The organism is Streptomyces sp. NPDC058239, from assembly GCF_042882185.1.
Lineage (GTDB): Bacteria > Actinomycetota > Actinomycetes > Streptomycetales > Streptomycetaceae > Streptomyces.
This window is the reverse complement of record NZ_JBHVWS010000024.1, coordinates 90413-112775: the sequence shown is the minus strand read 5'-3', so window position 1 is coordinate 112775 and position 22363 is coordinate 90413. Positions and strand designations below refer to the sequence as shown.

The 22363-nt window shown below is 67.8% G+C and carries 25 protein-coding genes; 14 read left to right on the top strand and 11 right to left on the bottom strand.

Annotation, left to right across the window (positions count from 1 at the left end; genetic code table 11):
* Window positions 1-8 precede the first annotated feature (8 nt).
* Window positions 9-3095 (top strand): ThuA domain-containing protein, encoded by a 3087-nt coding sequence (locus ACFVYE_RS24835; protein ID WP_389607399.1) that lies wholly within the window; start codon window positions 9-11, stop codon window positions 3093-3095.
* 95 nt (window positions 3096-3190) lie between these two features.
* On the opposite strand, the gene ACFVYE_RS24830 is transcribed toward ACFVYE_RS24835, so the two are convergent.
* Complete coding sequence (locus tag ACFVYE_RS24830) at window positions 3191-4327, bottom strand: aminoglycoside phosphotransferase family protein (protein ID WP_383966994.1); 1137 nt, start codon at window positions 4325-4327, stop codon at window positions 3191-3193.
* 231 nt (window positions 4328-4558) lie between these two features.
* Here ACFVYE_RS24830 and ACFVYE_RS24825 point away from each other — a divergent pair, with 231 nt between their 5' ends.
* Window positions 4559-6058 (top strand): hypothetical protein, encoded by a 1500-nt coding sequence (locus tag ACFVYE_RS24825; RefSeq protein ID WP_383966992.1) that lies wholly within the window; start codon window positions 4559-4561, stop codon window positions 6056-6058.
* A 167-nt stretch (window positions 6059-6225) separates the two neighbouring features.
* Here ACFVYE_RS24825 and ACFVYE_RS24820 read toward each other — a convergent pair whose 3' ends face one another.
* Window positions 6226-7671: a PP2C family protein-serine/threonine phosphatase gene (locus ACFVYE_RS24820; RefSeq protein WP_383966989.1), complete on the bottom strand. Its 1446-nt coding sequence runs from the start codon at window positions 7669-7671 to the stop codon at window positions 6226-6228.
* A 412-nt stretch (window positions 7672-8083) separates the two neighbouring features.
* On the opposite strand from ACFVYE_RS24820, the gene rpmG reads away from it, so the two are divergent.
* The gene (gene rpmG, locus ACFVYE_RS24815) at window positions 8084-8248 is read left to right on the top strand and encodes a 50S ribosomal protein L33 (RefSeq protein ID WP_383966986.1); all 165 of its coding nucleotides are present in this window, start codon (window positions 8084-8086) and stop codon (window positions 8246-8248) included.
* 65 nt (window positions 8249-8313) lie between these two features.
* Window positions 8314-8574: a type B 50S ribosomal protein L31 gene (locus ACFVYE_RS24810; RefSeq protein WP_383966983.1), complete on the top strand. Its 261-nt coding sequence runs from the start codon at window positions 8314-8316 to the stop codon at window positions 8572-8574.
* 186 nt (window positions 8575-8760) lie between these two features.
* Here the strand turns inward: ACFVYE_RS24810 and ACFVYE_RS24805 are convergent, their stop codons facing one another.
* Window positions 8761-9417, bottom strand: coding sequence for a YoaK family protein (locus ACFVYE_RS24805; protein WP_389607398.1), 657 nt, complete (start codon window positions 9415-9417; stop codon window positions 8761-8763).
* A 128-nt stretch (window positions 9418-9545) separates the two neighbouring features.
* Between ACFVYE_RS24805 and ACFVYE_RS24800 the strand changes: the two genes are divergently transcribed.
* Genes ACFVYE_RS24800 through ACFVYE_RS24790 form a run of 3 tightly spaced genes read left to right on the top strand, consistent with a single transcriptional unit; the run spans window position 9546 to window position 11196 of the window.
* On the top strand, window positions 9546-10325 hold the full coding sequence (locus tag ACFVYE_RS24800) for a tyrosine-protein phosphatase (RefSeq protein ID WP_389607397.1): 780 nt from the start codon (window positions 9546-9548) through the stop codon (window positions 10323-10325).
* A gap of 8 nt (window positions 10326-10333) precedes the next feature.
* A complete protein-coding gene (locus tag ACFVYE_RS24795; protein ID WP_389607396.1) occupies window positions 10334-10684 on the top strand; it encodes a DUF4389 domain-containing protein in 351 nt (116 codons plus the stop codon).
* Window positions 10681-11196, top strand: a complete 516-nt coding sequence (locus ACFVYE_RS24790) for a DinB family protein (protein ID WP_383966975.1) — start codon at window positions 10681-10683, stop codon at window positions 11194-11196. Before ACFVYE_RS24795 ends, ACFVYE_RS24790 begins: the two co-directional genes overlap by 4 nt.
* A 34-nt stretch (window positions 11197-11230) precedes the next feature.
* Here the strand turns inward: ACFVYE_RS24790 and ACFVYE_RS24785 are convergent, their stop codons facing one another.
* Window positions 11231-11755, bottom strand: coding sequence for a MarR family winged helix-turn-helix transcriptional regulator (locus ACFVYE_RS24785; protein ID WP_389607395.1), 525 nt, complete (start codon window positions 11753-11755; stop codon window positions 11231-11233).
* Between the two features lie 170 nt (window positions 11756-11925).
* Here ACFVYE_RS24785 and ACFVYE_RS24780 point away from each other — a divergent pair, with 170 nt between their 5' ends.
* Window positions 11926-12474, top strand: coding sequence for a YceI family protein (locus ACFVYE_RS24780; protein ID WP_389607394.1), 549 nt, complete (start codon window positions 11926-11928; stop codon window positions 12472-12474).
* A 13-nt stretch (window positions 12475-12487) separates the two neighbouring features.
* Here ACFVYE_RS24780 and ACFVYE_RS24775 read toward each other — a convergent pair whose 3' ends face one another.
* From ACFVYE_RS24775 to ACFVYE_RS24765, 3 genes are all read right to left on the bottom strand, one after another.
* Window positions 12488-12820, bottom strand: a complete 333-nt coding sequence (locus tag ACFVYE_RS24775; RefSeq protein WP_383966967.1) for a hypothetical protein — start codon at window positions 12818-12820, stop codon at window positions 12488-12490.
* Entirely contained in the window at window positions 12817-13377 is a 561-nt protein-coding gene (locus ACFVYE_RS24770) for a serine hydrolase domain-containing protein (protein ID WP_383967062.1), read from the bottom strand. Before ACFVYE_RS24770 ends, ACFVYE_RS24775 begins: the two co-directional genes overlap by 4 nt.
* Before the next feature lie 510 nt (window positions 13378-13887).
* Window positions 13888-14466, bottom strand: a complete 579-nt coding sequence (locus ACFVYE_RS24765; RefSeq protein WP_383966964.1) for a PadR family transcriptional regulator — start codon at window positions 14464-14466, stop codon at window positions 13888-13890.
* Window positions 14467-14554: 88 nt separating this feature from the next.
* Here ACFVYE_RS24765 and ACFVYE_RS24760 point away from each other — a divergent pair, with 88 nt between their 5' ends.
* A complete protein-coding gene (locus tag ACFVYE_RS24760) occupies window positions 14555-14992 on the top strand; it encodes a nuclear transport factor 2 family protein (RefSeq protein ID WP_383967059.1) in 438 nt (145 codons plus the stop codon).
* 124 nt (window positions 14993-15116) lie between these two features.
* Here the strand turns inward: ACFVYE_RS24760 and ACFVYE_RS24755 are convergent, their stop codons facing one another.
* The gene (locus ACFVYE_RS24755) at window positions 15117-15584 is read right to left on the bottom strand and encodes a DUF1348 family protein (protein ID WP_389607393.1); all 468 of its coding nucleotides are present in this window, start codon (window positions 15582-15584) and stop codon (window positions 15117-15119) included.
* 314 nt (window positions 15585-15898) lie between these two features.
* Here ACFVYE_RS24755 and ACFVYE_RS24750 point away from each other — a divergent pair, with 314 nt between their 5' ends.
* The gene (locus ACFVYE_RS24750) at window positions 15899-16414 is read left to right on the top strand and encodes a lytic polysaccharide monooxygenase auxiliary activity family 9 protein (protein WP_383966961.1); all 516 of its coding nucleotides are present in this window, start codon (window positions 15899-15901) and stop codon (window positions 16412-16414) included.
* A 92-nt stretch (window positions 16415-16506) separates the two neighbouring features.
* The gene (locus ACFVYE_RS24745; protein WP_389607392.1) at window positions 16507-16938 is read left to right on the top strand and encodes a hypothetical protein; all 432 of its coding nucleotides are present in this window, start codon (window positions 16507-16509) and stop codon (window positions 16936-16938) included.
* A 51-nt stretch (window positions 16939-16989) separates the two neighbouring features.
* Here the strand turns inward: ACFVYE_RS24745 and ACFVYE_RS24740 are convergent, their stop codons facing one another.
* Window positions 16990-17397 (bottom strand): hypothetical protein, encoded by a 408-nt coding sequence (locus tag ACFVYE_RS24740; protein WP_383966955.1) that lies wholly within the window; start codon window positions 17395-17397, stop codon window positions 16990-16992.
* 822 nt (window positions 17398-18219) lie between these two features.
* On the opposite strand from ACFVYE_RS24740, the gene ACFVYE_RS24735 reads away from it, so the two are divergent.
* Complete coding sequence (locus ACFVYE_RS24735) at window positions 18220-18819, top strand: hypothetical protein (protein WP_389607391.1); 600 nt, start codon at window positions 18220-18222, stop codon at window positions 18817-18819.
* A gap of 583 nt (window positions 18820-19402) precedes the next feature.
* Entirely contained in the window at window positions 19403-19528 is a 126-nt protein-coding gene (locus tag ACFVYE_RS24730) for a hypothetical protein (protein ID WP_383964211.1), read from the top strand.
* Between the two features lie 212 nt (window positions 19529-19740).
* On the opposite strand, the gene ACFVYE_RS24725 is transcribed toward ACFVYE_RS24730, so the two are convergent.
* Window positions 19741-19860, bottom strand: coding sequence for a hypothetical protein (locus tag ACFVYE_RS24725; protein WP_389607413.1), 120 nt, complete (start codon window positions 19858-19860; stop codon window positions 19741-19743).
* 148 nt (window positions 19861-20008) lie between these two features.
* A complete protein-coding gene (locus ACFVYE_RS24720) occupies window positions 20009-20620 on the bottom strand; it encodes a GPP34 family phosphoprotein (RefSeq protein ID WP_389607412.1) in 612 nt (203 codons plus the stop codon).
* 470 nt (window positions 20621-21090) lie between these two features.
* Between ACFVYE_RS24720 and ACFVYE_RS24715 the strand changes: the two genes are divergently transcribed.
* Window positions 21091-22242, top strand: coding sequence for a phosphotransferase family protein (locus ACFVYE_RS24715; RefSeq protein ID WP_389607390.1), 1152 nt, complete (start codon window positions 21091-21093; stop codon window positions 22240-22242).
* Window positions 22243-22363 lie beyond the last annotated feature (121 nt).

Here is a 22363-nt window from a genome sequence, read left to right as displayed (position 1 = left end):
TACGGCATATGTTCATCGCGTTGGTGAGCGCACTGCTCCTTGCGCTGACCGCGCTGCCCGCGACCGCAGCCACCACCGGTAAGGCCCCCGCCTTCCGTGCCCTGCTCTTCACCCGCGCCGTCGGCTATGTGCACGCCTCCATTCCCGCCGGCATCCAGATGTTCAAGGAAGAGGCGGCCGCCAACAACTTCGAACTCGTCGAGACCGCCGACCCCGCCGTCTTCGACGACACGCTGCTCAAGGACTTCGACGTCATCGTCATGCTGCAGAACTCCGGCATGGTCTGGGACACCGACGCCCAGCGCGAAGCCATGCAGACGTACGTACGCAACGGAGGCGGCGTAGTCGCCGTCCACAACACCCTCGACATGGGGATCGAGGACACCTTTCCCTGGTGGGACGAGGCCATCAACGGCGGCGTCCACATGCCCGCCCACTCACCCGGAGTCCTTCAGGGCACCGCCAAGGTCGCCGACCGCGTCCACCCCTCCACCGCAGGACTCCCAGAACGCTGGGAGCGCCCCGAGGAGTGGTACAACTTCGACAAGAACCCCCGTGGTGACGTCCACGTCCTGGTCACCGCCGACGAAACCACGTACAACCCCGGCGGATCCGCCATGGGTGCCGACCACCCCATCTCCTGGTGCCGCAACACCGAGGGCGGCAGGGTCTGGGCAACCGCCATGGGCCACGACACGGCCTCGTACAGCGAAGCCGCCTTCCGCACCCATGTCATCGGTGGCGTCAAGTGGGCCGCGGGCAATAAGCCCGGCGACTGCGGCGGCACCGTCTGGAGCGGCTACGAGAAGGTCACTCTCGACGACAACACCGCCGACCCGATGGAGCTCGATGTCGCCAAGGACGGCCGCGTCTTCTACATCCAGCGCAGCGGCGAGGTGAACATCTACGACCCGGCGACCCACGCCACCACCACAGCCGGGAAGCTCGATGTCTACACCGGCGGCGAGGACGGCCTGGTCGGCATGGAACTCGACCCGGAATTCAAGAAGAACCACTGGATCTACCTCTACTACGCCCCCGCAGGCGCCACCGAGGACGTCAACCGCCTCTCCCGCTTCACGGTCAAGGGCAACACTCTCGAACTCACCAGCGAGAAGAAGCTCATCGACGTCCCCGCCTACCGCGACCGCACTTTCCCGGAGCCCGGACACACCGGAGGCGCTGTCGAGTTCGGCCCCGACCGCACGCTCTACCTCGGCGTCGGCGACGACACTCCGCCCAACCTCGACCCGAACTGGCAGGGTTACGCCCCGCTCGACTGGCGCGAGGGCAAGCAGATGCTGGACGCCGCACGCACCGCGGGCAATACCAACGACCTGCGCGGCAAGATCCTGCGCATCAAGCCGAAGGACTCCGGCGGCTACACCATTCCCAAGGGCAACCTCTTCGCCCAGGGAACGGCCAGGACCCGCCCCGAAATCTACGCGATGGGCTTCCGCAATCCGTTCCGCTTCACCGTCGACCCCAGGACCGGATACGTCCACGCTTCCGACTACGGCCCCGACCGCGGACTGCCCACCACCGACCGTGGGCCCGAAGGCCTCGTCGAGTACAACGTCATCAAGAAGGCCGGCAACTTCGGCTGGCCGTTCTGCCACGGCAACAACCAGGCCTATGCCCCCTACAACCCGGACACCAAGGAAGTGGGCCCCAAGTTCGACTGTGCCAATCCGGTCAACCCCTCGCCCAACAACACCGGTCTGACCGAGCTCCCACCGATCCAGCAGCCGGAGATCTGGTACGGCTACGGCGAATCCAAGGAATTCCCCGAGGTCGGCAGCGGCGGCTCGGCCCCGATGAGCGGTCCCGTCTACCACTACGACAAGAAGAATCCGTCCACCACGAAGTTCCCCGCCTACTTCGAGGGCGCCGGCTTCTTCTACGAGTGGTCGCGCAACTTCGTCAAGGAAGTCCGCTTCGACAAGGACCAGAAAGTCCTGAAGATCAATGACTTCCTGTCCTCACAGAAGTTCAACAAGCCGATGGACATGACGTTCGGCCCCGACGGCTCGCTCTACGTCCTCGAATGGGGCAGCTCCTTCGGCGGCGGCAACAACGACTCCGGGCTCTACCGCATCGACTACGCACAGGGACAGCGTGCGCCGGTCGCCAAGGCCGCCGCCTCCGCCACCGACGGCCCCGTACCGCTGAAGGTCGACTTCTCCAGCGAGGGCAGCAAGGACCCCGACGGCGACACGCTCAGCTACGCCTGGGACTTCGACGGCGACGGTACCTACGACTCCACCGACGCGAGCCCCAGCCACACATACACGGTCAAGGGCGACTTCGCCGCCCAGCTCAAAGTCACCGACTCCACCGGTAAGTCCGGCTACGCCAACATCCCCGTCACCGCGGGCAATACCGCACCCAAAGTGACCATCGACTTCCCGGTCAGCGGCAAACTCATCGAGTTCGGCGACAAGATCCCGTACAAGGTCACGGTCACCGATCCCGAGGACGGCCCGGTCGACTGTTCCAAGGTCACCGTAAACCCGGCACTGGGACACGACGACCACGAGCACCCCACCACCGACATCCCCGGCTGTGAAGGCACCGTGGACACCGGCGACCTGGGCGGCCACCCCGAAGGCGCGGATCTCACCTACGTACTCAACGCCAAGTACACAGACAAGGGCAGCGACGGCGTCTCCGCCCTCACCGGCTACGGTCGCTCCGTGCTCCAGCCGAAGCACAAGCAGGCGGAGTACTACGACGCCCAGTCCGGCACCCGGATCGTCGCCCAGGAAGGCGCCGAGAACGGCAAACGGATCGGAGACGTCTCCAACGGCGACTGGGCCGCCTTCGACCCGATGAGCGTCGAAGGCATCGGTACGGTCAGCTACCGGCTTTCCTCACCGTACGGGGTCGGCGCGATCGAACTGCGCGCGGACGCCCCCGACGGTCCTCTGCTCGCCACCACCCCGGTCCCCAACACGGGTGGCTGGGACAACTATCAGGCAACCCCGGCCGTGCCCGTCCAGGAACTGAAGGGCACCCACAAGCTGTATCTCGTCTTCACGTCCCCGCAGGACAATTCGTTCGACGTGGACGCAGTCGACTTCAAGAGCCCCTGACCGACCGCCCACGGGCCGGAGGCAACAACACAACAGCGCGCTGCGGGCCCGGGGTGTCGGCACCGGACCCGCAGCGCGCGTCCCCCGGGGCAGGGTCAGCGAGTGCCGACCGCGGCACGCACGGCCCGGCGGGCCATCGCGCAGTCGTCGTGCAGCCGACGCAGCAGCAGCCGCTGCTCCTGGCTCGACGAGAGCACACCCGGCTGGTCATGACCGGCTCCCGCGGGCGCCGGCTCCCGCAAGGCTCGCTGGACAGCCGTCTCGTATGTACGGATCTCCCGAGTCAGCACCAGCATCAGGTTCACCAGGAACGCATCCCGCGCCGCAGGCCCCGCGGCCTGCGCCAGCTGGCTGATCTGACGCCGCGCGGCCGGTGCGTCGCCCAGGACCGCCCAGAGCGTCGCCAGATCGTAGCCCGGCAGATACCAGCCCGCGTGTTCCCAGTCCACCAGCACCGGACCCGTGGGCGACAGCAGGATGTTGGAGAGCAGCGCGTCGCCGTGACAGAACTGCCCCATGCCCTGACGGCCGCCCCCATGCGCCAGACCGTGCAGCAGCTTCTGCAGATCGCCCAGATCACGGTCGGTGAACAGCCCCAGCTCGTGATAGCGGGCGATTCGCGAGGCGTAGTCCAGCGGCGCGTCGAAGAGCCCCGGAGCCGGCCGCCAGGCATTGACCCGGCTGATCGCGCCGAGCGCGGCCCGCACATCCGCACGGGGTGGCGCCTCCGACGGGTGCCGGGTCAGCGCAGCCACCCGGCCGGGCATCCGCTCGATCACCAGAGTGCAGTTCTCCGGGTCGGCCGCGATGAGCCGAGGAACCCGCACCGGCGGGCGGTGCCGGACGAACGCACGATATGCAGCTATTTCGTGACGGAATCGCTCCGACCATGCGGGGGAGTGGTCCAGTAAACACTTGGCGACCGCAGTGGTGCGACCGGTGGAGCCGACCAGGAGCACCGAACGGCCGCTGCGGCGCAGCACCTGGACCGGATTGAACTCCGGGCAGATCCGGTGCACCGAGGCGATCACCATCCTCAGCTGAGCGCCCTGCGGGCCGGACAGGTCCAGCCGCCCGCTGAGCGGCGGGCCGCCCAGCCCCGTCGGCCGCCGCGGCCGAACCGTGCCGGGTGCCGACGGAGCGGAATGTGGTGTGAGGTACGGCCCGCCGCCCGCCCCCAGGGGACGAAGCGGCCGGGGCGGGGCGGTCACGGAGGACGATGCTGTGTACATGGGCGAGACAGATCCCTTCGTGCGCCGACAAGTTGCGTGCACCGCCCCGGCCGGCGGCCGTTCGGCACCCTGGGGAGTACCTAGGGCTGCCGGGCGGGGTGGCGCTTTCCTACCTGACACCGGACCGCGGGTAGCAGACCATCTGGCGCACCCTGGCGAACCCTGGCGAATAGTCGCAAGGCATCTGACAGGGGGTTACTGTCAACACAGCCGAGAACCTGGGGGCTTGAAGTGACCGGAGAACCCAACACCCGCCTGTCCGACCTGTTCGGCCTTGCCGGCTGGTCCAAGGGCGAACTCGCGAGAATGGTGAACCGGCAGGCGGCGGCCATGGGCCATCCGCAGCTGGCCACCGACACCTCGCGGGTGAGGCGTTGGATCGATATGGGGGAGTCCCCCCGCGATCCTGTGCCCAAAGTGCTGGCTGCCCTGTTCACCGAGCGGCTCGGTCGTGTCGTGACCATCGAGGACCTCGGGTTCGGCCGACGCGGGCGTGTGGGGAAACAGCGGGAGGTCGGGAAGCAGCACAATCCCGACGGACTGCCGTGGGCGCCCGAGCGGACGGCAGCGGTCCTCACCGAATTCACGGGAATGGACCTCATGCTCAACCGACGCGGCTTGGTGAGCGCGGGCGCCGCGCTCGCCGCAGGATCGACCATCACCGGCCCCATGCACGACTGGCTGCACACCGACCCTGTGCTGGTGGCCGATGCTCCAAGGATCGATGACCCTCTGCACGCGGACCCAGCCGGTTTCGACCGGTACGAGGCCGCGCCCATCGGGTCGGAGGAGATCGAAGCGCTGGAACGGTCCGTCGAGGTGTTCCGCGCCTGGGACGCGTCCCGGGGCGGCGGACTCCAGCGCAAGGCCGTGGTGGGCCAGCTCAACGAGGTGGGCGGCATGCTCGCCTTCCGCCACCCCGAACATCTGCAACGCCGTCTCTGGGGCGTCGCGGCCAATCTCGCCGTACTCGCGGGATGGATGTCCCACGACATCGGTCTCGAACCGACCGCCCAGAAGTACTTCGTCATCGCCGCCCACGCGGCGCGCGAGGGCGGCGACCGCCCGCGCGCGGGCGAGGCGCTCTCCAGGGCGGCCCGTCAGATGGTTCACCTGGGCCGTCCCGACGACGCCCTGGACCTGATGAAGCTCGCCAAGTCCGGCTCCGGAGACATGGTGCTGCCGCGAACCCAGGCCATGCTGCACACCATCGAGGCCTGGGCGCAGGCGTCCATGGGCCGGGGCCAGGCCATGCGCCGCACCCTCGGCAAGGCCGAGGAGCTCTTCGTATCGGACAAGAGCGATGTGCCGCCGCCCAGTTGGATGCAGCTGTTCGACGAGGCGGATCTGCACGGCATGCAGGCTCTGGCGTTCCGTACGCTCGCCGAGCACGACCCGTCGGTGGCGATCGTGGCTCAGCGCCACGCCAAGCAGGCACTGGAGCTCCGGGTCAACGGGCGCCAGCGGTCCAAGATCTTCGACTACATCTCACTCGCCTCGGCGTGCTTCATCGCCGACGATCCCGAGCAGGCCGACCGCTACGCGCGGCTCGCTCTGGTGACGATGGGGGAGACCTCCTCGCACCGCACCTGGGACCGGCTGCGCGAGATGTACCGGCTGACGGGCCGGTTCGCGGGCTACGCGAAGATCGAGGACCTGCGTGAGGAGATCAAGCTCTCCCTGCCGCAGAGCTCCATCATCAAGCGGCCAAGGCGCTCGTCGGAGATCTGACAGTCGGGCGCCGCAGTGAGGACACCCCGACGATCAACTGTCCGACCGACCAAAGTACGGCCACCGGTCGTCCGAGCACCGCACCCGTAGGCGGTTCGCCCTCCTGCGTACTGTGCCGTGTCCGGTGTTCCGGGTGTCCGTGTCTTCGCGCGCGTGCCGTCGTTGCCCTACGCCCCGATGCGGGCGATCAGCACGCACGCGTCGTCCAGGCGCTCGGTGCCACCGAACTCTGCGACGACCGTCCGTACGCACTCCTGTGCCGTACGGGCCTGCGCGAAGTGTGGTGCGAGGGCCAGCAGCGCGTCCGGGCCCGCACCCCGGTCGCCGTGACGGTTCAGCCCGTCGGTGTGCAGTATCAGCACATCACCGGGCAGCAGGTGTACTTCGTCCTGCTCGTACGCGACCCCGGAAGCCGCGCCGAGCAGGACACCATCCGGTGGTGGCAGCGGGCGCCCCTCTCCGTTGCGGAACAGCAGCGGTGCGGGGTGCCCCGCCTGTGACCAGGCGAGGGTGCCGGTGGCCGGGTCGAAACGGCAGCACACCGCACTGCCGAGAGCGGGCTGGGCGGAGGACTCCAGTAACTGATTGAGGTGCCCCATGAGGGCCCCGGGCTCGATGCCGGCCACGGCCATCCCGCGCAGCGCGCCCAACAGCATCGCCATGGCCGAGGTGGCCTGGATGCCGTGGCCGGTCAGATCGCCGACCGTGAGGACGGTCCTGCCGTCCGGCAGTTCCAGCGCGTCGTACCAGTCACCGCCGATCAGGGAGCTCGACTCCGACGGAAGGTAGTGGGCCGCGATGTCCAGCGAGCCCGCTCCCTGCGAAGGAAGCCGTAGCGAGCCCCGCCACGGGGGGAGCACGGCCTTCTGGAGCTCGACCGCCATCCGGTGCTCGGTCCGCGCCATGTGCTGCCGGCGCCGTAGCGAGTCATGGGTCGTGCGCACCACTTGCTGGCTGCGCCGCAGTTCGCTGACGTCGCGCAGAACCGCCCACATGGAGGCCGTGCACCCGTCCGCGTCGAGGACGGGCTCACCCATCATGTGGAGCGTACGCATCCGGCCGTCGGTCCGCAGGATGCGGAATTCGCCGTCTATCGGCTTTCCGTCGACCAGACAGTCGGTAACCAGTGCGGTGAGCAGCGGCTGGTCCTCGGGAAGGAGCATGGACGGGAGGTCGTCCAGCGACAGAGGTCCCGCATCGGGGGACCTGCCGAAGATCTGGAACAGCTCCTCGGACCAGGTGACCTCGTCTGTCAGCAGATTCCATTCGGCGCTGCCCACCCGGCCGATCAGCGAACCGGGCCGCGGCTCGTCGAAGGTCTCCTCCGCCGCGTCCTGCGTCGAAGTCCCCGTGGGCTGTTCCGAGGCCTCCGGCGCAAGGCCTTCCCTGAGCTGTCCCAGCTGCGTGCCGAGATCGTCGAGGTGATGGACCGCCAGATCACAGAGTGCGCGCTGCCAGCGCATCTCAGGGTCTTCCTCGTCGATCAGCACCGCGTCCCGCCGTACTGCGTCCACGTCGCCACGCAACCGACGGGTCCGGTTGATCAACGCATCGACGGCATCGCGCTCGGGTGGCTGTGGGGCGGGGCGGTCCGCGGACAGATGGGACGGCATCTCGTACTCCGATACAGGCGCGGCACGACCAGGTCTGAAAGGTGGACCATTGACGACTGTTGCACAGGCTGTGGGACCCCGTAAGGGATTTGGCAACACTCGATGCGTTGTTGCTTCTGGCATATGCCACAGGCTGCACTGGACGCCGACCCGTCGAACGGTCGTGCTGTCGACGGATGTTGACGCAAGTCAACCGGCGCGGGCAGACGGTTGTACGCCCGCACTCGCCGTTCTCCGTGCGGCGTGCCCGGCCGGAACGGGGCATATGCGAGGGGGGCTCGCCATGGCGGGGGCTCGAAGCGATTTGTGGGCGGGAATGCGGCTGGACCCTCTCGCGTTACAGGATCAGAACGAAAACGATACCCATTCCCATGAGGGGGAATGGGGTCGACGCAAGAGAGTGGAGGCGTCCATGGCACGCAGCGAGATCCGCCCCGTCGTGACGCTCCGGTCGACGGCCGGAACGGGGCAGAGCTACGTGACGCGCAAGAACCGCCGGAACAACCCCGACCGGCTGGTCCTGCGCAAGTTCGACCCCGTCGCGGGGCAGCACGTCCTCTTCCGCGAGGAGCGCTGACCGTCACGCCCACGTCGGGCCCCTGATCCCATCCACCCCCCTGCAGTGGCAAGGAAGGAACGCACATGAAGTCCCGTATTCACCCCGTTTCCCGTCCGGTGGTCTTCCGAGACCGCGCGGCGGGGGTTGCCTTCCTGACCCGTTCGACCGCGGACGCGGATGAGCGGGTGACGTGGGAGGACGGCCGGAGCTATCCCGTCATCGACGTGGAGACCTCGTCGGCGAGTCACCCGTTCTACACCGGGACCAAGCAGGTGCTGGACACGGCCGGCCGTATCGAACAGTTCAACCGCCGCTACGGCAGCCAGGCCCCCGCCGGCAGCTGATCCGTACCCGGAAGGCCCGATTCCGTGCCGTGAATCACACTCCGGGGTACGGATTCTCGGGAACGGGACGTGATGGTTTACCGTTCACCTATACGTGGATGTCGCACATCGCGCCCACATGTGAGCCGCCCCGGCTGGATTCCCCCGATCCGGCCGGGGCTTCCCTCTGTCCCGTGGTGGACGTGGTCAGCCCCGGGAGAGCCTCCTGGGCAACGACTCGATCAACAGCGCACCCACTGCGGGTGCCACGGCCACCGCAGCTGCGGCACCCGGCCAGAACCGTACCGCCAGCGCGGTCAGCGCCGCCCCTGCCACGACCGCGATCAGCCGGCCGGCCACCCAGCCGTCCCCCTGATTGCGCGACCGCAGGGTCACGCGGCTGACGAGAGACGTGAGCGTGCCCGTGAAGTAATTGGTGGGCGTCGCGCGGATACGGCCCTGAATCCCCATGGCCACGGCGATGAGCGCCAGCAGCTCCAGCCGGTCCCCGTCGGAGGTGATCAGGTCCAACCCCCACAGCGCAGCCGCCGCCGCCAGTAGCGCCACCTCGGTCAGCAGCATCACCGGCAGGGGCCACTGCAGCCGCTCGCTCATCCACGCACCGCACATGACCCCGAAGCCGTACGAGACGAGTGCGGTGATCACACGCAGGGCCACCCCGTGCTCCCCGACACCGGCGGCGGAAGCGCCCAGCAGCACCAGATTCCCGGTCATCACTCCGGCGAAGACCTGACCGACGCAGATGAAGACGAACGCGTCGGCAGCCCCGGAAGCGGCCGACAGAAGCAGCAGGGCCCATTCGCTCCGTGGATCGCGTCCGGTGAGGAGGGTAGGAGTAGACACGCCTGCATTCTCGGCTCAGCCCCGCCGAAGGCGCCGACTCGCAGCCGGCACGGCGCGGCGAGCCGGCCACGGCCGAGCATGGGCACCGCGTCGACGTGCACGGCGGCAGGCCCTTAAAGTTCTGCATCGTGAACAGACACATAGCGTTCGAGCGACTGCACAACTTCCGTGACGTCGGCGGATATCGGGGGGACGGCGGCCGCCCGGTCCGCTGGGGGAGGCTCTACCGATCCGACTCGCTGGGCAAGCTCCAGGGCGAGGACTGGGACCGTTTCCTGACCCTCGGCGTCCGCACGGTCATCGACCTGCGTTACGACTGGGAGATCGCGGCCAAGGGGCGAGTGCCCCACGCACCGGGACTGCGCTACCACCACCTCAGCATCGAGCACCGGCCCTACGACCAGGCGGCACTGGGCCCGGATGTGGAGACCGGCCGCTTCCTGGCGGACCGGTACGCGGAGGTCGCCCACGACGGAGTTGCCGAACTCCGCCGCGCCCTGGACGTGCTCGCGGCCGACGACAGCGGCCCCGTCGTCTTCCACTGCGCATCGGGCAAGGACCGCACCGGGCTGCTTGCCGCACTCGTTCTGTCCCTGCTCGGTGTGGCCGAGGACGACATCATCGCCGACTTCACCCTCACCGAGCTCGCCACCGAACGGCTCCTGGCCGACTGGCGGGCGGACCATGCCGACCAGGACCCGGTCTGGCCCGGCTACGGCCGGGCGCCCGCCGACGTCATGCGGTTGTTCCTGGCGGATCTCGCCGCGACCCACGGCTCCGTCCGCCACTACACCGCCGAACTCCTGGGTGTTGACGAGGAATTGGTGGCTGCGCTGCGCAGAAACCTCCTCGAACCCGCCGGGGAGGGCCGGCCGGCCGCACGCGGCACGACTGTCGGGAGCGTCTGATCCGGCGCGTGCGGGTCCGCGGAGACGATTCTCGCGTGGTCTGCTCACGGGCCTGCTCTCGTGTCTGCTCGCCAACGGGGCGGCCGGCGCAGGTTCCGAGCCTCCCCGTTCTCGTACGAATGCTCCTGCTGATCCGGCACTTCAGCGTGCTGTTCCTCCTGCGCATTGCCGCTGTGGTGACCGTCAGCGTGGGCTGGATCGCCGCCCTGGTCCTTGGACGACTGCCCGAACCGGTCCTCCGCTTCCTTGCCGGATGTCTCGGGTACCACGTGCGGGTCGGAACGAGCGGCATACTGCTCGTCGACCGTTATCAAAACGCTGTCCCGATCCGGCGCGCACAAGGCAAGATCATGGGATGACATGGACAGCACCTGACGTGAAACGCACGCCTGGCTCACTCGTGGCCGGTGAGCGGGAGATGCTCACGGGCTATCTCGCCTGGTTCCGCAACACCCTGTTGCACAAGTGCGCCGGCCTGAACGGGGCGCAGCTCGCCGAACAGACGGTATCGCCGTCGAATCTCACACTTCTCGGACTGATCCGCCATATGGCGAAGGTCGAACGCGTCTGGTTCCGGCAGCGGTTCGCCGGTCAGGTGCTCGACCCCATGTACGACCCCGGGAAGGGCAAGGACGCGGACTTCGAGGACCTGGACCCGGCCCGCGCCGCCGAGGACTACGCGCGCCTCGTCGAGGAATGCCGACTGGCGGACGAGATCGTTGCCGATGCCTCGTTGGACGACACCTTCACCCATGCCGACGAGGTGTACTCGCTGCGCATGGTCCACGTCCACATGATCTCGGAGTACGCGCGCCACATCGGCCACGCCGACCTGCTGCGCGAGCGGATCGACGGTGTGACGGGGTGGTGATGCGCCCCTGAGAGAGGCTCGCCCCGGTAGTTGCTCAGACTCCGGGGCATTCCGGCCCGGGGCCGGCGGTGCACGGTCCCGGTGCCGGGTCGAGCAGGGCGATGTCCGCCGCGAGGGCGGCGAAACGATCCGCACCGACTCCGGCTGCCGCCACGCGACGACGCAGGGCGGCAGCCAGCGCCGAGGAGGCGTCGGCGGCGGCGGACAGCCCGACGGGAGTCAGGGCGGCATAGGTCACTCTGCGGTCGGAAGACGAGGCCCGCCGCTCCAGCAGGCCCGCCTCGCAGAGCCGGTCGACGACCTTGGTGGTCCCGGCGGTGGAGAACCCCATCAGCTGGGACAACTGGTTCATCGGGGCAGCGTGCTCCGGCACCGTCAGCAGGTACCAGAGGACCTGGAGCGACGAGGACGCCGAGTGCGAGGCCCGTTCCACGTCCGCCAGGAGTTGTTCGCTCAAGCGCCGCAGACCGCTGTGCATGGTGTGCCACTGCAGCAGAAGTGCCGCGTCCTCCGCCTTGGGGCAGCCCCCGACACTCTCCGGCCGTGCGATGTCTGCCATGGGCCCGCCCTCCCCACCCTTCCGACGTGCGGTGATCTTCGTTCAAGAGTACGCGAAAGTGTAAATATCTCGCTGGCTACCTAATTGCCAGCGTTAGATTTATGCTTCAATCATTCATGTGGTTGCACCGGCACTGCAGGACTCGACCCACCGAGAGAGCTGTGATTCGTATGTCCAACCCCTCTGACACCACCCGCGCGACAGGTTCGGATGCCGTCGCCTCGGGACGCTGGATCCTCGACAGGGCCGGTACGACCGTCGCTCTGCGGCACAAGACCATGTGGGGTCTCGTCACGGTCAAGGGTGCTTTCAATGACGTGAGCGGCGAGGGTGAAGTCAGTGCCGACGGGTCGGCACAGGGCTCCGTCACCCTGGGTGCGGCCTCCCTCGACACCGGCAATGCCAAGCGCGACGCACACCTGCGGTCGCCCGACTTCTTCGACACGGACCGGTTTCCGTCCCTCGAGTTCACGGCGGACAGCGTCATCCCCGATGCCGACGGCCGCGTGGGTGTCACCGGTCGGCTCACCGTCCTGGGTGAAGCCCGTCCGCTCGCCTTCTCGGCCCGTACCACCGAGTCCACCCCGACTGCGGTCACACTGAGCGCGGAGATCGACGTGGACCGCGCCGACTACGGGATCACTTGGAACAAGGGCGGCATGATCAAGGGCCCGGCCACGGTCGCGCTCACCGTCCGATTCGTCCACCAGCCGGCCTGAACCACCTGGCTCGTCAGGTGAGCGCGGTCACGATCCGCTCCGTCATGCGTTGCTGCTCGGGGCCGCCCGTCACCGGTGTGTACGACCAGGCGAAGCGCCGCTGCCCGTCGAGGGTCGAGAACATCCCCGAGTTGTATCCGTACTGCTCACCGGTCTTGCCCCAGAACGTGCCCCCGTTGACCGTCGCGGTCTGAAGGCCCATGGAGTGGCGGGCCGAAGAGCCGTCCAGCATCCGCACATGCTCGGTCGGCAACGTGAACATGTGCCGATGCAGCCGCGTCGGCAGCAGCCGGCCGGCGAAGAGCACCGCGGTGAATCGCTCCAGGTCGTCGACCGTGGAAGTCATACGCCGTCGCCGTACGCGTACAACTGGTTGTAGACCGTCGCGTCCTCCCACCGTCCGTCCGGCATCTCGATACAGCCGTGCACATGCGGTCCGTGCAGATACGGGTCGTCGCCCCGCGGCACCGATGTGTCGCCGAGCCCGAGCGGTTGCACCAGCCGCCGGTCGATCTCCGAGCCGTAGGGCCGGCCGGTCAGCCGCTCGACGAGCAGCGCGAGCAGCAGGAAGTTCACCCCTCGGTACTCCTGCTTCACACCCGGCAGGAACTTCAGCCGCTTCGTCCGGGTGACGGTCGCCAGGAGCCGGTCCGGTGTCCGACGGTCGTATCGGTGGGCCAGGACCAGCTCAGGCGTGCTCGTGTCGATGACATCGGGTCCGCTCTCGCCCGGCAGACCGCTGGTGTACGTCAGCAGGTGGGAGATGCGGATATCGGGATATTCGGCGGGGAGCAGCCCGGGAAGACAGTGCTGAACAGGTGTGTGCAGCTCGGCCCGGTGCTCATGGACGAGTTGCAGGACGACGGTCGCGAGGAATGCCTTGCTGACGCTGACGCGGCCGATCCGGACCCGGTCTGCGGGCCGGATCGCCCGTCCGTCGCGCCGGTCGGCGACCCCAGAAGTGCCGCATCAGCTTCCGCGCCTTCCGGCGACACGCAGCTGGGCGCCGGTCGCCGACGGATGTTGCAGGTCGTCGATGGCGGCCTGCAGGGCGCGCGGCGACAAGGGTGGGAGAACGCTGGGCGATGCGGCAGCTGTTGTCGGAGCGGGACGAGCAGGCGTGTGGGCTGCATGGGCGCGTGATGCCACGCTGCCGAGGATCCCGGCGGCCGACGCAGCGCCGAGCAGAGTTCTGTGCGACAGCGAGGGATGGGACGGACTGAGGGGAGAGCTGCTGGAGTGGTTCATGTATCCACCGCGCGGTGCGAGGGGAGCCCGCCGGATCGGGGCGAACCCCGAAACGGCCCCGGAATCCGAGCCAACGACCCGGAGGGGCAGCCGCGTTGAGCCCTTCGGCCCGTCCGTTGCCCTCGGGTTCGTCCCCCAGCACGTACAGCTCGGGCAGATTACCGGCTAGGCGCCGTCGCCCTCCACCGCAACAGCCTGCCGTCGACGCAGGAGAGCGGCGATCCGGAGGCACCAGTCCCTGTTCTCCTCCTCGAAGGCGAGGCCCCGCAGGCAGGTCAGATACGGTCCGATTCGCTCGCCCCTGAGCAGAAACTCGTCCTCGTCCATCTCGCCGCGCAGTTGCCGCAGCAGGTTGCCGAAGAGCTCGACCTTGGCCGAGGCGGCGGCCGCCCGTTCGTCCAGCTGATCGATGACCGGACCGCTTCCGATGTGATCGGCTGCCTGGACCTTGACGACCAGGTCATCGCGGATGAACCCCGGCTTTGCGCTGGCCGCGGCGAATTGCTCCAGCTCGGCCATCCCGGCGTCGGTGACATGGAACAGCCGCTTGTTGGGCCGGGTCTCCTGCACCACCTGTCGGCCCGCGACCAGCCCGTCCTTCTCCAGCTTGGCCAGTTCGGCGTACAGCTGCTGAGGCAGTGCGTGCCAGAAGTTCGCCACGCCGACGTCGAACGCCTTGGCCAGCTGATACCCGCTGTACTCCCCGTCCAGCAGCGCCGCCAGCACCGCGTGCCGCAAGGCCATGGACCCGGACCCCTTCCTTTTTCGCTGCCTTCTCCTTCATGATACTCATGAAAGTGATTAGTCAGATTCTTGAGTATGGAGGCTGATGATGTCTGCCGAGGCCGCGGACCGTTTCCGCGCCGCCGTCGAAAAGCGCGATCTCGCGGCACTGGACGGCCTGTTCACCGAGGACGTTCGCCTCTACAGCCCGGTGAAGTTCACTCCGTTCGAGGGGCGGCCCATGGTGCTCGGGCTGTTCGGGGTCCTGCTGCGTACGTTCGAGGACTTCCGCTACATCGGCCACTTCGACGGATCGGCCGAGACCAGCACGGATGGGGCGCAGGCCCCGTCCGAGATTCTGCTCTTCCGGGCGAATGTGAACGGCAAGCAGATCCATGGCATCGACCTGCTGCAGTTCGACGAGGCGGGCCTGATCAAGGAGTTCACGGTGATGGTCCGCCCGCAGTCCGCGGTGCAGGTCCTGGGTGCGGCGGTCCTGGAGGGTCTGGTCACGGACGGCCTAGTCCCGGCTCCGGACGTCGGCTGAATCGCGCCACGACGGCGCGAAGGGGCATCCGATGGAGTGTGCGCATGTCCCGGAAGGGTCGCCCCTTCCTGCCGTCTGCGGACGTTCCTGCCGCTGTGGCCGACTGCCCCGCCTGATCGGCTCCTCAGAGGGCGAGGTCGCTCAGTCCGGGGTGACCGTCCGGCCGGCGGCCCAGCGGCCAGTGGTACTTCCTGTCGGATTCCCGGATCGGTACGTCGTTGATGGACGCGTGCCGGGCACTCATGAGCCCGTTCGCGTCGAACTCCCAGTTCTCGTTGCCGTATGAGCGGTACCAGTTGCCCGAGTCGTCATGGCACTCGTACGCGAACCGCACCGCGATCCGGTTGCCGTCGAATGCCCAGAGCTCCTTGATGAGCCGGTAGTCGAGCTCCCTGGCCCATTTCCGGGCCAGGAAGGCGACGATTTCGTCGCGCCCGGTAACCCATTCGGCGCGATTTCGCCACCGGGAGTCCTCCGTGTAGGCGAGTGCCACCTTCTCGGGCGTCCGGGAGTTCCAGCCGTCCTCGGCCAGTCTGACCTTCTCGATCGCCGACTCACGGGTGAACGGCGGAACGGGGGGACGTGCGTTCATGATTTCTCCTGTCACATGTGATCTCGGCGTGACCCCGAGGGTATGGCCGGTTGGGCCTGGTGAGGGCTGACCGGAAATCGCTTGTGTCGTCAACTCCGGCCGAAGTCGGCGCCCTTGACGTGGACGCGTCGGTGGGTATGGTCTGGTCCAAGTGCAAGGCCGCCTTCCGACGCCTGCAACTTCAGGCCATACGTGCTGGTGGATCTTGCCGTGCCCTTCGCGCCTCTTGGCCCCCACACCGGAGAGGCCGGCCTGCCGCTGCCGGGTCCCCACAGCCCGACCGTGTGCAGCGACGCCTCATGTGAAGGAGAAGCATGCACGCGAAAAGGAAGACAGCCGCAGCCATCGGTGCCTTACTCGCACCCGTACTGGCCCTGAGCCTTCCGGCCGGTTCCGCCGACGCCCACGGATACATCTCGTCGCCTCCGAGCCGCCAGGCTCAGTGTGCCGCTGGGACCGTGAGCTGCGGAGACATCAAGTACGAGCCGCAGAGCGTGGAAGGTCCCAAGGGGCTGACCAGCTGCAGCGGTGGCAACAGCCGGTTCGCTGAACTCGACGACGACTCCAAGGGGTGGAGGGTCACCCCCGTGAGCCGGACCACGTCCTTCCAATGGGTCCTGACAGCCCGGCACGCCACAAGCACATGGCAGTACTTCGCCGGCGGACAGAAGATCGCCGAATTCAACGACAACGGTGCGCAGCCCGGTGCCACAGTCACCCACCAGGTGAGCTTCGGCGGCCTGACGGGCAAGCAGAAGGTTCTCGCAGTCTGGAACATCGCGGACACCGCCAACGCCTTCTACGCCTGCATCGATGTGAACGTCGGCTGACCGACGGGCCCGGCCCGGCCCCGTCTCCAGGGGCCGGCGTCGGACGCCCCATTTTCTGCTGGGAGGTCCTCTCCTGAAATCGGCTGTCCGCCGTGGTCGCCACCGCCGCAGGGCCGCCCGGGGTGGACGCCTCCCGCATCGCGGCCATCGGGTTCTGCTTCGGCGGACTGTGGGTGCTCGACATGGCCCGGACAGGTGCACCCGTAACGGGGGGTGGCCGCCTTCCACGGCATGCTGACCCTGCCGTCAGGAGCGACTCCGCGGAAGATCGATTGCAGGGTCGCGGTGTATCGCGGCTGGGACGACCCGTTCGCGCGACCGGAAGACGTCGTCGCGCCGACGGCGGAACTCACCGATTCCGGGGCCGCCTGGCAGTTCCACGCGTTCGGCCGGACCGTGCACTCCTTCCTGGCGGACGCGCGAACCGGCCCGAGCCGGGGATCGCGTACGACGCCCGATCCGCCGAGCGGGCCCGGTCGGGGCTGCGACGATTCCTGGCTGAGCGCCTGGACCCGACCGACTGACCTCCCAGGGGGATCGGCCCATCTCGCACCGTCCGGGGCGAAAGCGATCTCTCATGTTGCGTTGGAGGTGTTCAGTTCGATTCGCCGCAGTGATGGCAGGAGCAGGGGCAGCAGCATGGCGGCCGCCAGCAGGGCGCCGCCAGTGATAGCCACCGCAGCGGTGCCGAACGCCGCGGCGAGGACCGGGGCGGACAGCCGGCCGACGGGGATCGACGCGAACGAGCCGAACTCGTCGTAGGCACCGACCCGGGAGATCAGCCGTTCCGGGACGTGGATGAGCCAAACCGTCGACCACACGACGGTGAAGAAGTCGGCGGCCACCCCGGCGGCGAATGCCGCTGCGGCCAGCCAGAGGGTGTTCGCGCCGGCGCCGAGGAGGATCAGCGGGACGGCGGCCAGGGGCATCGAGGCCAGGGCCGGCACCATCGGCCGCCGTACGGTCGGCTGCGCCAGCACCATGCCGGCGAGCAGTGCCTCGTCGTAGAGATTCCGGTCCTCATACGGACCAGCCCGCTATGCGGCCGTGATGTGGTGCCCGATGGCCGCGCGCCCGGACGGCCGGCCATTCTCACTGTCCATGGGCTCACGGGCCTCGCCGTAACGCCAAGACCCAGCAGGCTCTGCCGAGCTGCGCCCGCGCTGTACTGGACCGGCCAGTCCGCTGCCGCCTGGCTGTCGGCGGCGCTTCGGTGCAGTCTTACCGTCGTCGGTGGTCCGGCCGCGGGGCGTAAGAGCGGCGCTCGCCGCAAGGACCGGTCGCCCGGCGACTGGTCCTTGCGAGTACCCGTCGCCCGGCGACGGCATCGCCGGTGTCGGAGGGACAGGTCCGCTGCTGGCCGCGTTCGGCAGGAGCGAGCCTGCTGTGCCGTGGCCGGCCACACGGCGCCCCTCCGCCTCGACCGGCTCGGCGCCGGGGCCGGCAACGGCTCTACGGACGGTCACTGCAGGTCAGGGCAGGTGGGACCATGAATGACGGGCATTCAGGACGACGGCATGTACCTCCGGCCCGGGCCGTGTCAACTAAGACACGCTGTCGCCAAGGGTGAGCGGGCATCAGGAAGTCGCCCGGTCAGGCTAACGGCATATCAACTAGCCCTTATATAAGAGCAATTGATGTTTCATCAGATTAAATGGAAATAGCATATGGGTGTCTCGTGTACCCCGATTGGCGTCTTGGGCCTCAACCCTTCAACGTGTCCGAAATGACAGCTATGGGGGCCGTTAGTACGTTCAATCACGGGCCAGCTACTCAGCCGGCCTCTCTGAGACAGGAGAAGTGACATGGTTACGCGTTCCACCGTCGTTACCGCCGCTCTCGCGGCCGCCGCGGCCCTGGCCGCCACCGGCATCACCTACGCCTCGGCCGCCTCCTCCGAGCCGGCCCAGGCAGCCCCGGTCGTCCAGCAGGCCGCCGCCCCCGGTTCGGCCCTCGACGGCGGCGACGCCGGCAAGGGCAACGAGGGCAAGGGCAACGAGGGCAAGGGTGGTGGCGGCTACGACAAGGGCTACGAGAACAAGGGCCACCGGGACCACTACGAGGGCCGTATCCACATCAACGAGCGCACGTACTCCGCCGAAGGGGGCGGCTGCGTGACGGTGGTCAGCGGTCTCGGTTCCAAGACCCTCAACATCCGCAACGACAGCCGCAGGACCGTCGAGGTCTTCCGTGGCGCGACCTGCGACAACGGCGCCCCGCTGGCGACCGTCGGTCCCTGGAGCTCCAGCGACGGCGTCCACCCGGGCCGTGTCCGGGGCGGCGTGAAGGTCCGCAACGGAGTCGTGGGCAGCTTCCGAGTGATCGAGCGTCACCACGACGGTGGCGGCTACGGCGGTGGCGGCTACGGCGGCGGCGAGGGTGGCGGCGACTACGGAGACCGGTGATCGAGCACCATCACGGTGGCCGGTAACCGAGCACCGCTACAAAGGCCGGTGATCGATTCACTCGCCTGACGCAGAACCCCGGCCCGCCGGAATCGGGCCGGGGTTCCAGTCTGGATACTTCTGCCACGCCATACTAGAGCCGGACAGTGAGGCGCTGCCAGCTCAGCCGGAACGGCCGCGCCGTACGCGGCCTTCCCCTTCCAGCAGGACCCTGCGACCCGGCGGCAAAACGTGGCACCGGTGCGGCAGACGCCGCCCACGTCCCGGCCGCCCAGGAACCCACCCAAGCGGTATGGACAGGCCCCGATCGCCCCTTCCCGCCCCCGCGGACGAACGTGCACCGCACTGTGGGTGTTGCCTCCGGGTATCAGGCGACCTCGCCGTCTCTCCCCGATCAGCAGCGAGTGGGTCCCGGCCCCGAAGACGCGGTGGGTCACGGTCCGTCGACGCTGCTGGGAATCGCCAGTTCGTCCGCCGGCTTCGCTGGGACTCCGTCTCATCCACGCCCCGGTCTCGGAATGTGGCTAGGTTGGCCAGCATGAACACACGCGGGCGGAGCTATCGATATGTGGGGCCTGCAGACTTGAAAACACTGGTCCGGAACGGAGGCGAGGGCCGGAACATGCGCTCGTCGGCGGACTTCGTCTGCGTCTTCTGCGAAGAGGCCCTGCCGCTGGAGTGGAACGTGGACGGAGCGGGCGCTGAGTGATTGGGAGGTTGCCAGTCGGCTCCCCGGGTTGCCCTGTGGTCCGCACCGTCGGCGAGATCCTGAGTCACTCACCTGACTGCGATGCCGCCCACACCACGCAGCCGGAAGCAGCGCCGCAACCGCAGATCAGCCTGCCGGGTTCTCAAGGCTCCGGAATATCGCGGAGAGCGCAGTAGCCGACCAATGAGCGCTGCACTCAGCCACTGCGGCACTCACTGCGACGCCCGCGAGGAACGTGTGTATATCCGTGGCGAGGTTTCGCAGTTCTCGCCTGCCGCGTGCACCGTGGTGGTCTCGAAGTGCCACTCCTTGGATGGCGGCCGGTCGTGAATGCCCCAGGCCAGATGGACGTAACCCCAGGGACGGTGCTCCGCCGAGATGGTCAGGTCGCTCCATCACTGCCCCGCCAACCGGCACAGCCCAGGGACCGCAGTGTTCCCTCATGTCTCCACGCGGCCTGCGACATCGCTCATGCCTTCGTCATTCGCCTCGCCAGATGTTGTCGAAGGCCGCCTCGTCGAGGGCTCGCCGTTGCCGTTGGAACTCGAGATCCCTCAACGCGTCATCAACGGTGGCGAGCACCGTCGCCACCGCGTCGTCGGCCACGCTCGGGGAGTCGCCAATTGGCTTGTCGCGGATTCCGACAACTGCTGCAAGGGCGGCGAGTACGGGCTCATCCGATGTCCAGCGGTCAGCCGCCTCGCGGCGAGCGGGTGAATCGACCAATACCATCTGACCGGTTCGGGAGGGCATCCAGCGGGGGCGGCGGCGTTGCCGAGTGAGCTGTCCTTCCGCCTCAAGGGCATCCAGATAGGCCGTGGACAGGCCGCGGCCTCTGCGCCACAGCCAGTCTTCGAGCGACTCGTACGGCGCCTCTCGTACGAGCGACGACGCGGCCTCATCCAACAGGCGATCAGCCATTGCCGGCGGGTGACTCGGCACGATCTGATCGCCGTCCAGTCTGACGGCCTGGGCGCTCAGGAGGTCGATCATCTCGGCTCCCGCGAGCGCAAGCGACAGATTTCCTCGCTCCAGAGGCCGACTGGCCGCCATGTCCATGGCGGCGATCAACAGGTCCCGCGGTGTGGTCATGAACGGCTCCGTGTCAGGGGCATCGGTAGCATTGCGTCGCTGAACAGCTGGTTCGGCGCCCGGCGTGACGTCGAGCGTCAAGGTCAGCTGTGGAAATCCATGACCGCCGCGATCGCTCCGCGGACTTGCTGTGTACAGCGGGTGTGAAGTTCGGCCGCCCCGACGCCGTCCACCAGCTTACGGAGAACGGACGGCAGCTGCATCCCGCGCTGATGGCCCTGGCCTGCTGGGGGAGGGGGAGCGCACATCCCGGCAGAGGTCGGTGTCGGCATGAGTCCTGACGCTCATGCTCCTGTCGACAGTCGCCCCGTACAGGTGCGTGGAGACGGTGATACCTGAGCTCCAGAGGCCGTGCCTGGAGCTGGACCTGATCCGGGGGTTTGCTCCGCCTTTGGGATGACGCCACATAGTTGAACGGTCACCGGCTGATCCTTCAAGACGCCCAAGTCTTTGAAGGAGAGATCGGCGCGATGACCGCACCTGATGGTTTGCCCCTGCACGCCCTCGCCGAACACAACCTCGCCGCGGCGAGTCCGGATCTGTTGCGCGCGATGGTCAAGACGTTCGCGGACGCCTTGATGACAGCGGAAGCCGACTCGCTCTGTGGAGACGAAAACGGCCAATGGGCCGCGGTGAGCTATCACGCCTCCGTCAGGCCCTTCTGCGCGCGCAATACTCGTCCGATGACCACGCCCCCGCACTTCGCGTCGACACGTGACTACGTCCTGCATCTTGAGGACCTCGGCTTCTGGCAGCCGTACATCGCCGAGATCTTGAAACGCCATGGTCTGACCGTCCCTGGCCAGGAGACGGTGGCCGGCACCGGCGGCACGTTTCCCACTTACGTCTACGGCGATGTCGTGGTGAAGCTGTTCGGTCACCTGACCTCGTGGCGCGGGGGCCACCTCGCTGAGCGCGCGGCGCAGAATCTGCTGGCCACCGACTTCGCCATCGCCGCACCCAGGCTGCTCGGCGAAGGCCGGCTATTCGATGATCCCGTCGCCTCGTGGCCGTATTTGATCACCACGCGGATGCCCGGGGCCTCTCTGGAGAGCACCACTGAGGTGACGGCGGAACAACGGCTGGAGATCGCTGGGGAGTTGGGACGTCAGGTCCGGCGGGTGCACGGTCTCAGCCCTTCAGGCGTCGTCAGTGACCTCTGCCTGCCCGTGCTCGATGTGACAGCGGCCTGCGCGCAGAGTTCGCTGCCGGCGCATCTGGTTGCGCAGGTCGAGGTCTATCTCGATGGACTCCGGCCTTTCGACCGCGTTGTCGTGCACGGTGACCTGACAGCACGTCATACATTCCTTGATGAAGGCCGATTCACCGGAATCATCGACTGGGGCGACACCATGGTGACCGACCGGCACTATGAACTCTGTCAGGTGCACCGTGATGTCTTCCGCTGCGACAAGACGTTGCTGCGGGCCTTCCTGGAGGCCGGCGAATGGCCGGTGGAGAAGGACTTCGCGCGCCAAGCGATGGGTCTCGCCCTGCATCGCCAGGCGCGCGGCGTCGCCCAGCATCACACTATGGACGTCTTTGAACCGGTAGCGGCGCTTCTCCCGCTGCAAGACATCGCGACACTGGACGACTTGGCTGCGGAACTCTTCGGAGTCTGATCCGATCTCTGTCCTGCGTGGCCGGGCGAAGGGCAGCGGAGTTCTTGGCTCGGGGTTTCGTCGCCTCTTTCATGCGGTCCGTGCATGTCGCGGTGAGGGCCGGTTGATACGACGCTGCGGG

Coding starts and splice junctions, on each gene's coding strand:
- ACFVYE_RS24835 (WP_389607399.1), top strand. CDS start 9: ATGTTCATCGCGTTGGTGAGCGCACTGCTCCTTGCGCTGACCGCGCTG.
- ACFVYE_RS24830 (WP_383966994.1), bottom strand. CDS start 4,327: ATGTACACAGCATCGTCCTCCGTGACCGCCCCGCCCCGGCCGCTTCGT.
- ACFVYE_RS24820 (WP_383966989.1), bottom strand. CDS start 7,671: ATGCCGTCCCATCTGTCCGCGGACCGCCCCGCCCCACAGCCACCCGAG.
- rpmG (WP_383966986.1), top strand. CDS start 8,084: ATGGCACGCAGCGAGATCCGCCCCGTCGTGACGCTCCGGTCGACGGCC.
- ACFVYE_RS24810 (WP_383966983.1), top strand. CDS start 8,314: ATGAAGTCCCGTATTCACCCCGTTTCCCGTCCGGTGGTCTTCCGAGAC.
- ACFVYE_RS24790 (WP_383966975.1), top strand. CDS start 10,681: ATGACATGGACAGCACCTGACGTGAAACGCACGCCTGGCTCACTCGTG.
- ACFVYE_RS24785 (WP_389607395.1), bottom strand. CDS start 11,755: ATGGCAGACATCGCACGGCCGGAGAGTGTCGGGGGCTGCCCCAAGGCG.
- ACFVYE_RS24780 (WP_389607394.1), top strand. CDS start 11,926: ATGTCCAACCCCTCTGACACCACCCGCGCGACAGGTTCGGATGCCGTC.
- ACFVYE_RS24775 (WP_383966967.1), bottom strand. CDS start 12,820: ATGACTTCCACGGTCGACGACCTGGAGCGATTCACCGCGGTGCTCTTC.
- ACFVYE_RS24765 (WP_383966964.1), bottom strand. CDS start 14,466: ATGGCCTTGCGGCACGCGGTGCTGGCGGCGCTGCTGGACGGGGAGTAC.
- ACFVYE_RS24760 (WP_383967059.1), top strand. CDS start 14,555: ATGTCTGCCGAGGCCGCGGACCGTTTCCGCGCCGCCGTCGAAAAGCGC.
- ACFVYE_RS24755 (WP_389607393.1), bottom strand. CDS start 15,584: ATGAACGCACGTCCCCCCGTTCCGCCGTTCACCCGTGAGTCGGCGATC.
- ACFVYE_RS24750 (WP_383966961.1), top strand. CDS start 15,899: ATGCACGCGAAAAGGAAGACAGCCGCAGCCATCGGTGCCTTACTCGCA.
- ACFVYE_RS24740 (WP_383966955.1), bottom strand. CDS start 17,397: ATGGTGCTGGCGCAGCCGACCGTACGGCGGCCGATGGTGCCGGCCCTG.
- ACFVYE_RS24735 (WP_389607391.1), top strand. CDS start 18,220: ATGGTTACGCGTTCCACCGTCGTTACCGCCGCTCTCGCGGCCGCCGCG.
- ACFVYE_RS24720 (WP_389607412.1), bottom strand. CDS start 20,620: ATGACCACACCGCGGGACCTGTTGATCGCCGCCATGGACATGGCGGCC.
- ACFVYE_RS24715 (WP_389607390.1), top strand. CDS start 21,091: ATGACCGCACCTGATGGTTTGCCCCTGCACGCCCTCGCCGAACACAAC.